The sequence below is a fragment of the Streptococcus sp. NLN64 genome (genome assembly GCF_015831295.1).
Classification (GTDB): Bacteria; Bacillota; Bacilli; order Lactobacillales; family Streptococcaceae; genus Streptococcus.
The window spans coordinates 1-8,610 of record NZ_JADXDQ010000069.1 but is presented as its reverse complement, the minus strand read 5'-3'; the positions used below and the strand labels follow the sequence as shown (position 1 = coordinate 8,610).

Annotated in this window: 6 protein-coding genes and 1 pseudogene; 5 read left to right on the top strand and 2 right to left on the bottom strand. The window is 36.9% G+C overall.

Going from position 1 to position 8,610, the window contains the following annotated elements; genetic code table 11:
• Window positions 1-120: 120 nt before the first annotated feature.
• A pseudogene (locus I2503_RS08460) lies at window positions 121-861 on the top strand (HAMP domain-containing sensor histidine kinase); the annotation flags it as partial.
• Window positions 862-908: 47 nt separating this feature from the next.
• Here I2503_RS08460 and I2503_RS08455 read toward each other — a convergent pair.
• Both I2503_RS08455 and I2503_RS08450 read right to left on the bottom strand, forming a co-directional pair.
• Window positions 909-1,658, bottom strand: a complete 750-nt coding sequence (locus I2503_RS08455) for an ABC transporter permease (RefSeq protein ID WP_196967672.1) — start codon at window positions 1,656-1,658, stop codon at window positions 909-911.
• 11 nt (window positions 1,659-1,669) lie between these two features.
• Window positions 1,670-2,578 (bottom strand): ABC transporter ATP-binding protein, encoded by a 909-nt coding sequence (locus I2503_RS08450; RefSeq protein ID WP_196967670.1) that lies wholly within the window; start codon window positions 2,576-2,578, stop codon window positions 1,670-1,672.
• 372 nt (window positions 2,579-2,950) lie between these two features.
• On the opposite strand from I2503_RS08450, the gene I2503_RS08445 reads away from it, so the two are divergent.
• From I2503_RS08445 to I2503_RS08430, 4 genes are all read left to right on the top strand, one after another.
• On the top strand, window positions 2,951-4,150 hold the full coding sequence (locus I2503_RS08445; protein ID WP_196967669.1) for an ATP-binding protein: 1,200 nt from the start codon (window positions 2,951-2,953) through the stop codon (window positions 4,148-4,150).
• 5 nt (window positions 4,151-4,155) lie between these two features.
• Window positions 4,156-4,734, top strand: a complete 579-nt coding sequence (locus tag I2503_RS08440) for an RloB family protein (RefSeq protein ID WP_196967668.1) — start codon at window positions 4,156-4,158, stop codon at window positions 4,732-4,734.
• Between the two features lie 529 nt (window positions 4,735-5,263).
• Window positions 5,264-5,971, top strand: a complete 708-nt coding sequence (locus tag I2503_RS08435) for a hypothetical protein (RefSeq protein ID WP_196967667.1) — start codon at window positions 5,264-5,266, stop codon at window positions 5,969-5,971.
• A gap of 161 nt (window positions 5,972-6,132) precedes the next feature.
• On the top strand, window positions 6,133-8,550 hold the full coding sequence (locus I2503_RS08430; protein ID WP_196967666.1) for a DUF3427 domain-containing protein: 2,418 nt from the start codon (window positions 6,133-6,135) through the stop codon (window positions 8,548-8,550).
• Window positions 8,551-8,610: the final 60 nt, after the last annotated feature.

The window sequence follows — 8,610 nt, the reverse complement described above, 5'->3', positions numbered from 1 at the left end:
TTTTCTTCACTTGAAGCAGTCATCGATCAATTAGAAACAGTCATTAGAGGTTTACATTGGGAAGATTTAAAAACCATTGTCCGAAGACAATGGTTGGTTTCAGATTTTGAACTTAACTGAGTATTAAAATTTCAGATGAAGCCTCTATTAGCGTTGGGCCGTCAAATCGAGTCTCTCTTTCAACGTGTGGAACAGACAAGTTTGATAGCGATGCAGGAGAAGCAGACCTTGGACATGGCCATCAATAATATTTCTCACGACATCAGAACTCCCTTGACGGTTGCGAGTGGCTATACGCAACTAGGATTGCGGAAAGAAGAGTTGGATAGGGCCACTTTAGAAAAAATTGCCAACAATCTGTTTGTGGTTTCCAACCGTTTGGAAGCCTTAATGGAGTACCGGAGATTAATGGAAGGAGTTGCCAAACCTCAGCTTCAGAAGTTTGATCTATCCCAGGAAGTAACAAGGCTGGTCATGAATTACTATGATGTTTTTAGGGAACGAGGTATTGATCTGGATCTCAGAATAAATCAGGGGATTCAATTTGAAGCGGATCCGGAAATCATCGGCCGGTTGTGTCAAAATTTACTAGGGAATATTCTGAAACATGGTAAAACACAAGCTCGTTTGAGTTTAAGTCAGACTGAGCAGGGGCTTGAATTGCTCTTTAGTAATCAGGTACAACAGCCCATTCAACATTTGGATCAATTAACCAGCCGGTTTTATTCTGAGAACATGTCTGACACGGAGGAGTCTTCTGGTCTAGGTCTGTATATTTGTCAGCAATTAACCCAACTCTTAGGAGGAGACATGCGCTTAAGTACAGAGGGAGATTGGTTTTCGGTACAAATTCTTCTTTAACCCAAAAAAGCTCCAATCGGAGCTTTTTTGGGTTGTTTTTACAAATCTTACCTTTTAAAAAAGAGGTAAGAAAAGGCGGAAAAAATAAGGAAGAAGGATAGGGCGACGAGTGACATGGTTAGGAAGAAACTTGTATCTGTAACTAAATCATAGTTTGCTGCGAGGGCGAAATAGTGGAAGAGCTCGATCTTAGGATAGAGGGCAACTGGCAATCCGAGCACTATAGTGCTGAGAATGTAGGTTACAAAAATGCTGGTGATGGAGTGGGTTAGATAAAGCATGGACATGGCGATACTAATCCAGGCTAGGCTGCAAAGAACTTGTACTGCAATGGTCTGAGCAAAGGTCATCCAGAAATGTTCTGGCATGGTTCCGATTCCGTGAGCCAAGCTGCCAAAGCAAAAGGCTAGAAGGTAGGCGAGGATTAGCTGAGCAAAAGAAACGACAATAAGAACAAAGGTTTTAGAAAGAAAATATTCAATTCGGGAAATTCCAGTAGTCAAGCTGTTTTTGTAGAGCTTCTGGCTGAAATCAACTCCGATTAATAAACTGAGGATAATTAAGGTGAAAATGGTGGTAACGGACAGGTTACTGGATAAATTTACGAGTGATCCAAATCCTGTCCATGATGAAGCTTCGTAGACAGGAGATGCCGTTTCAGAACTAGAAGTGGCGACCTGGCCTACAATCCCTAAGACACTTGCGAGTGCCACATTGATGAGGAGCAATCCTTCTGTAATCCAAAAGCCTTTGGAATGAAGGAGACGGTAGAAATCTGCTTTAACAGTGTGAAAGATGAAGGAGCCTCCTATTTAACCAGTTGTGTGAAGTAGTGTTCCAGGTTTTGACGTTTGTAATAAATCTCATCGATATCGATGTTCTCGTTCACCAGGATGCGCGTGATGTCTTTGATTAATTCAGACTGACCGAAAATATGGATAGCCTCATTGCTTTCCATTACCTTGATTTGGAGTTGGAGAGTGTCCTTTAAAACCAGACTTGCTTCTGCAATCTGTGGAGTTTTAAGGATGATATAATCCTGACTCTGAGCATCGAATTTAGCCTTGCTGACTTCTGAAATAATCTGTCCCTGCTCGATGATGGCGAAACGATTACCAACCTGATAGAGTTCTGATAGAATATGGCTGGAGATGAGCATGGTAATCCCCTGTTCTTCGTTCAGTCGTTTGATGAGCTGACGGAACTCTTTGATGGCCAGAGGATCTAGACCGTTGATTGGTTCATCTAAAATAAGAAAATCGGGTTTTCCAATCAGTGCCAGAGCAATTCCAAATCGTTGTTTCATTCCCAGAGAGAAACTTTTAAACTTTTTAGGACCAACATCTGCTAGTCCCACATAGGTTAGAACTTCATCGGCAACCTCCTCGGCATTTGGAATATGGCGAGCCTTGCAGTAGTAAATTAGGTTTTGTCGGGCACTCAAATGGTTGTGAGCTACAGGTGTTTCGATAACGGAGCCAATTCGCCCTAGAGTTTTGGTCCATTCTTGGGTGGTTTGGGAACCAAAGAGGGAAATGTTCCCTTGATTGGCTTGGATCAGTTGCGTGAAAACTTTAATGAGGGTGGTTTTACCCGCTCCGTTTTTTCCGATAAGGCCATAAATCTCTCCCTTTTTAATGGTAAGAGTGACATTGTTAAGAACTGATTGTTGCCCAAAACGTTTACTGAGATCTTTGATTGTTAGTACATTTTCCATGATACCCTCCTTGTCCGTTATTTATCTATACTTTTATTATAAGTTCTAAGATTCAAATAATCATCAAGCATTTCTCAAATGTTTCTAAAATTTTGAGGGGATAGAAAGTTTATTTAATAAATCAACATTTTTAATCATTGAAGGATGGTTGTAGTTTTGAGAAAGGGATTGCAATCTTTCAAAATGAGTTGGTTTTTCTGAATACAGAGAGTAACTAAATAGAGTTTGAGGCTATTTAGACATTTTATTACCCAATTAAACTAGTCCATTTTGATCTAGAGATTTTGTTATTTATCTTATATAATCTCTGGAACTCTTACGCTAAACATAGTATAATCAAAATACGAAAAATCGTTTTTTAGGAGGTGTGATATGCTGTTAGAGTTTCAATTTAAGAACATATATTCTTATAGAAATAAAGGTTACTTTTCGATGGAGGCCGTAAAAGGTACTAAAAAGAAAAATGAATTTTCTAAATATAACTCTCATCGTATATTGAAGAGTGCAATTTTATTTGGACCAAATGCTTCAGGTAAAAGTAACTTATTGAAATCTTTGAGAGTCTTTCGAAGATTGGTGATAAAGGATGACACGCAAGAAAATCCATTTCCGAGCTATGGTATGAAATTAACTCCAATTGAATTACAAGTTGTTATTCTAGAAAATAAGATGGTTTATCGTTATAGTGTTAAATATCTTCCGGATGAGATAGTTGATGAGAAACTGGAGATAGAAGAGAATGGGGAATTTCTAATATATTTTCATCGTACGAAATTAAGTTATACATCTGGTAATAAAGAATTATTAGAATTAACGTCTAGAGCTCGGAAGGATAACTTATTTTTAGGTGTTGGGAAGGCATTTAACGATGATCATTGTTTAAATGTATATCGCTGGTTTAGGAATAATTTAATTTTTATATCAAAAGACATCAGCCCGCTTTTGAAACAATTACATCGACTTCAACGTAAGAAAAATTTTAAAAAAAGGTTTTTAAACTTCTTACAAGCTGCCGATATAAATATTTCTAATTTTGAAGTTGTTGAGTCAATTTCGAAGATTGAAAGTGAGCTGAGTTTTTTATTAGATAAAAGATCAGAGTTTAAGCATTATGATATGCTTCTACGGCATGAATTTTCGGGAGATTTCGTTGATGATAAATACTTCACTCTAAAATTAGGAGATGAGTCAGATGGAACTCAGAAATTAATTGCACTAGCGATAATCATTTTATCATTTGAAGGAAAAACCATTCTAATTGATGAATTTGATGATTCTTTACATTTAGAGTTGTCAAAATCTTTGATAGATTTATTTAATTGTGAAGAAAATCAAAATCAGTTCATACTCACTAGTCATGAACTTGCTTTGATGGATTGTGATTTTAAAAAGGAACAAATTTATTTAACAGATAGGGAGAATAGTGGGGAATCTGATCTATTCTCAATTTATGATTTTAGATCAGAGGAAAATAGACGTGACTATTCTTATCTCAAACGTTATAAAAATGGTATGTTTGGGGCAGTTCCTGATGTGTTAAAAATGAAGTTACGACAAGCTTTGAAGGAGTAAATTAGATGGGAAGAAGAGCAAGTACTAGGAGGAAAAATCCCCCGCAAATTCATGTCTATACTGAAGGTGAGACAGAAATAATTTACTGGAATTGCTTAAAAAGCTTGGTAGGGACAGTTGATGGTAAGAAACTAGTTGTTAAGTCTTTGAGAAAACAAGGGTTGGATCTTTTTTACCATGTTCGTAATCGTTATCAAAACCATGATTTTAAGAATTCTCCAGTTGAAATTTGTATTTTAGTGGACAAGGATGACACCCCAAATGCAGATTTATTAAAATTAGAGAATCTGTGTAAACAAGAAGGCTATGATTTCTACTGTTCAAATGAGTGTTTTGAACTTTGGTTGTTATCACATTATAGAAGTATAACTGCTTCTATGTCCCGTAGACAATTATATGGTGCTTTGGAGAAGGAAATAGGTCGAGGATATTGCAAAACGGATAAAAGATATATAGAAAAAATTGTAACTTCTTTTCGGAAAGCGATTGAAAACTCAGGGCACTATACAACTAAGACATTTATCCAAAACCCTTATACTAATATGGGGCAATTATTACGACGCTTTTTTCGAGTTGTTGAATAAACGAACGTGGAACGTTTTAACAAAACACAAACAAAGATGTTAATTCTAGAGTATAAAACATATATGAAAATCTTTGTTTTAGAAACAGGTAAATCTTTCCTTTTTCTAAATGAATTTGTTAAGATGGAAGAGTAGAAAAGTTAAGACGGTGACTCCTCGATTTTACGAAGGAAGGTGAGGCCTATGCGAAATAACGCAGGCGACCATTTCTATCCTAAAAGAAAGGAGAAGTTTTTTGTCTCTCGTAGAGATAATCGAGTGGACACTGAAGATTGGTACATTTGTGATCAATCTGATGCGTCTCTATCTCGACTTATTCAGCAGAAAACACAAAAAGCATTAGCCGTCTTACTTTGACGAGATGATGGCTAATGCTTTTTAGTCAACATGAGTCACCGTCTTAAACGGTTCTACAGGGTGGTCGTTAGACCACCTCTTATAACACTATAATAGCACTTTGAAGATAGAATGCAAGTAAAAAGGGAAAAGGAGAAAAGTCCTTTCCCTTTTTTGGAAGGAGCTAATGAACATGAAAGCTAATGTCTTTTATAGAATTAAATTGAAAGAATTAGAAGCCACAACATTAAAAGATCTTCCTCGTTATGAGGTCGATGATACTGAAGAGATACGTGAAGAAAAAAAGGAGCAGCTTTGGGACCTTATCGATATTCTTGAACAATTAGAAAAGGCGATCAAAGAGGATCCATCTGAGGACTTCAAAGAAAGTGCTCGATTACGCTTGATGGATGATGTACACAGACATTTATTGGACGTTTCCTTTACACGCTTAGATTTGGATGGTGATAGGCAGGATTTGGCAAACCGTTTTCTGCGCTTGAATGTTCATTTGGCAGATGAATTTTCTGAAATTTTATATGGATACGAGTTGGTGGCAGATTTATCTTGGGACTTGGATCAATGGTTAGATGAAAAATTTTTTGATACTTTCTTCCGAATGGATGAAGAATTTATTGCTATCCTATCTGGAATTTATGAAGTTTATGAGGAAAGCCAAAGGAATCGAAAATCCCGAATGGAGATTAAGGAACTGATCGGAATTATTTCAACCTATAAAAATCACATAGACAATTGTATGAGATTTTTGCTGGAAGTTGGAAAGATGGTGGATGAAGGGAAACTAAAAGGAAAAAGAATGTCCTATGATTTCAGGGAATCCCAAGAGTTTTTGGATAGCTTGGTGGATGATTATGGGCTGTTGGATGAGTATGAGTGGTAGGCGGATATAATCGAAACCGTACGTCCGGTTTTCCGTATTCGAAAGATTTGATGAATAATTTTAGGGAAGGATCTCATTTTGAGGTTCTTTTTCTGTTTACTATTGACGTAAGAATAGAGGCATAGGATAATAATGTAAGGTATTGATGAAAGGTAGAATGTATGACTAGTACCACTCGGTTTGAGAAAGATTTGTTAGAATCCCTGAAATTTAGTTTTATTCATAATCAATTTGCGCAAAATCAGTCCCATGCACCTAAACTTTTGATCAATCAGGATGAAACAAAACGCTATGTTTTGCTTGATTTGCAGGAGGAACTGACAAAGGCGACCAGTTTTTATTTTTCAGTGGCTTTTGTTACTCAATCTGGGATTGCTTTGATTAAGAGTCAGTTATCGGATTTGAATGATAGAGGTGTTCGAGGTAAAATTTTAATCTCTCCATATCTAGACTTTAATGATCCTTTAGCAATGAAGGAATTGTTGAAGTTAAAAAATGTAGAAGTTCGTCTGGCACCAGAAACTCTACAGCTGCATTCAAAAGTCTATCTAATTGATCAAGGAATGAGGCAAGTTCTAATAACTGGAAGCTCCAATTTAACCGGAAATGCTTTGAAGAAAAATTATGAATGGAACATTAAACTAACCTCTACGGAATACGGAGACTTAATTTTAGCTAGTAAAACTGAATTTTTTAGAATCTGGGATCAATCAACCTTGCTGACTAATGAGGTAATAGAGCGATATAGTCAGAAGCGCAAAACAAGAATCTTTATTGAGGTAGAGGAATCCGCGAAATCAAGCTATGTCACAAGATTGGAACCCAATAAGATGCAAGTTTCTGCGTTGACGGCTTTGGAACAGAAGCGATTATTGGGTGAGAAAAAATCTTTGGTGATTAGTGCTACGGGGACCGGGAAAACCTACCTTGCAGCTTTCGATGTTAGGAACTATAAGCCGGATCGTTTTTTATTTCTAGTACACCGAGAGCAAATTTTAGAAAAAGCAATTGAGAGTTTTCAGGAAGTCATTGGATTTGAAGATGGGCAAGCGGTAATTTATAAACCAGAATTGGATGTTAGTAAGATTCCTTATTTGTTTGCGACGGTTCAAACATTGTCACGGAATGAGCATTTGAATCGTTTTGCGGCGGATTATTTTGATTATATATTGATTGATGAGGTTCATAAAGCTGGTGCGAGCTCCTATAAGAAAATTTTGGAGCATTTTGATCCTGATTTTCTTCTTGGAATGACAGCTACCCCGGAACGGACGGATGGTCAAAATATTTATGAGTTATTTGATTATCAAGTGGCCTATGAAATTCGACTTCAAGAAGCGCTAGATAATGATCTACTATGCCCCTTTATTTATTATGGGGTTACGGATATTCAGGTGGATGGTGAGTTGTTAGATGATACAGCCGATTTCAATCGTTTGATTTCGTCAGCTAGGCTCAGGCATTTGATTGAGAAAATTAACTATTACGGTTACTCGGGTGAGCAAGTAAAAGGGCTAGTATTTTGTTCACGTAAAGACGAGGCGAAAGAGCTAGCTAGACTTTTTACAGAACATGGGTGGCCATCACAGTCCTTGGATGGTGATGATTCACAGGCGACTCGCTACCAAGCTGTTAAAGATCTAGAGGAGGGTAGACTTTTCTATCTATTTACAGTTGATATTTTCAATGAGGGAATTGATATTCCAAGTGTCAACCAAGTTGTTATGTTGCGAAATACTCAATCGAGTATTGTGTTTGTTCAACAGTTGGGACGAGGACTCCGAAAGCATTCCGAGAAGGAATTTGTCACCATAATTGATTTCATTGGTAACTATAAGAATAATTATTTGATTCCAATTGCCCTATTTGGAGATCAATCAATGAATAAGGAGAACTATTGCCGCGAAGTTAGAGATGCTGCTGCAATTAAAGGGCTGACAACCGTGAACTTTGAAGCGATAGCGCAGAAACAGATTTTTGAAGCAATTACAAATACCAATCTTTCTTCAATGGCTATGTTAAGGAATTCTTTTAAAGATTTAGAAAATCGATTGGGAAGAATTCCGAGGATGATTGATTTTCTTAAAAATAATCAGGTGGATCCGTTGATCTTTTTTGAAAACAATAGTTTTCGTGCTTATTACCAAGTTATTTCCAAGTTTTCAACAGAAGCACTTCATTTTTCAGATGATAAGGCTCGTATTTTAGAGTTTCTGACATTTGAGATTCTCGATGGAAAACGGCCCCACGAGCTGTACTTACTTGAAGTGTTGGTTGAACGAGGTTTTATATCTAGAGATGAATTTGTACAACTATTATCCTTAAAAGGTGTTTCGACTGATCCAGCAGTCATTGGATCTATGGAACGAATTTTAAGTCTTGTCTTTCTTAAACAGTCAGAGCGGAAGAGGTTTGGTGCTGCTCCACTTCTTCAGGCGAGTGAGTCAGATTATTCCTTATCACCGGAGGTTCGCGAATTTTTAAATGATTGGAGTTTTAAACGAGAATTTATCCCGAATTATTCATACCCTGAATATCTTTGCGTAACTATCAAAAAAATCATCAGAAACAAGCAATAAACAATTGCAGTTCTGATGATTTTTATGAACGATCAAGCTTTTCTATAAATAAATATGGAT

What these genes read in the sequence shown, in the direction of transcription:
- I2503_RS08450 (WP_196967670.1), bottom strand. Translation starts at nt 2,578, where the DNA reads ATGGAAAATGTACTAACAATCAAAGATCTCAGTAAACGTTTTGGGCAA.
- I2503_RS08445 (WP_196967669.1), top strand. Translation starts at nt 2,951, where the DNA reads ATGCTGTTAGAGTTTCAATTTAAGAACATATATTCTTATAGAAATAAA.
- I2503_RS08440 (WP_196967668.1), top strand. Translation starts at nt 4,156, where the DNA reads ATGGGAAGAAGAGCAAGTACTAGGAGGAAAAATCCCCCGCAAATTCAT.
- I2503_RS08435 (WP_196967667.1), top strand. Translation starts at nt 5,264, where the DNA reads ATGAAAGCTAATGTCTTTTATAGAATTAAATTGAAAGAATTAGAAGCC.
- I2503_RS08430 (WP_196967666.1), top strand. Translation starts at nt 6,133, where the DNA reads ATGACTAGTACCACTCGGTTTGAGAAAGATTTGTTAGAATCCCTGAAA.